This window comes from Seminibacterium arietis (genome assembly GCF_042675725.1).
Lineage (GTDB): Bacteria > Pseudomonadota > Gammaproteobacteria > Enterobacterales > Pasteurellaceae > Seminibacterium > Seminibacterium arietis.
The window spans coordinates 1-913 of the sequence record NZ_JBHTJN010000019.1 but is presented as its reverse complement, the minus strand read 5'-3'; the positions used below and the strand labels follow the sequence as shown (position 1 = coordinate 913).

Annotated in this window: 1 protein-coding gene; it reads left to right on the top strand. The window is 41.4% G+C overall.

What is annotated here, in order from left to right:
* The coding region (gene tuf, locus ACFQ02_RS08185; protein ID WP_380821615.1) for an elongation factor Tu at positions 1-913 on the top strand (913 nt) is incomplete at both ends.

Below are 913 nucleotides of genomic sequence, written 5' to 3'. Positions count from 1 at the left end.
TGTCTAAAGAAAAATTTGAACGTACAAAACCGCACGTAAACGTGGGTACAATCGGCCACGTTGACCATGGTAAAACAACTTTAACAGCTGCGATTACGACAGTGTTATCTAAGCACTATGGTGGAGCGGCACGTGCATTTGACCAAATTGATAATGCACCAGAAGAGAAAGCTCGTGGTATTACAATCAACACGTCACACGTTGAATATGATACAGCGATTCGTCACTATGCACACGTTGACTGTCCAGGACACGCTGACTATGTAAAAAACATGATTACAGGTGCGGCACAAATGGATGGAGCTATTTTAGTAGTAGCAGCGACAGATGGTCCGATGCCACAAACTCGTGAGCATATTCTTTTAGGTCGCCAAGTAGGTGTTCCATATATCATCGTATTTTTAAACAAATGCGACATGGTTGATGATGAAGAGCTTTTAGAACTTGTTGAGATGGAAGTACGTGAATTACTTTCTCAATATGATTTCCCAGGAGATGACACTCCAATTGTTAGAGGTTCAGCATTACAAGCATTGAATGGAGTAGCGGAATGGGAAGAGAAGATTTTAGAATTAGCAAATCATCTAGATACTTACATTCCAGAGCCAGAACGTGCTATTGACCAACCATTCTTACTACCGATTGAAGATGTATTTTCAATTTCAGGACGTGGAACCGTGGTAACAGGTCGTGTAGAACGTGGTATTATTCGCACAGGTGATGAAGTTGAAATAGTAGGTATTAAAGAGACTGCTAAGACAACAGTAACAGGTGTAGAGATGTTCCGTAAGTTATTAGACGAAGGTCGTGCGGGTGAAAACATTGGAGCCTTGTTACGTGGTACCAAACGTGAAGAGATTGAACGTGGTCAAGTATTGGCTAAACCTGGTTCAATTACTCCACACACAGATTT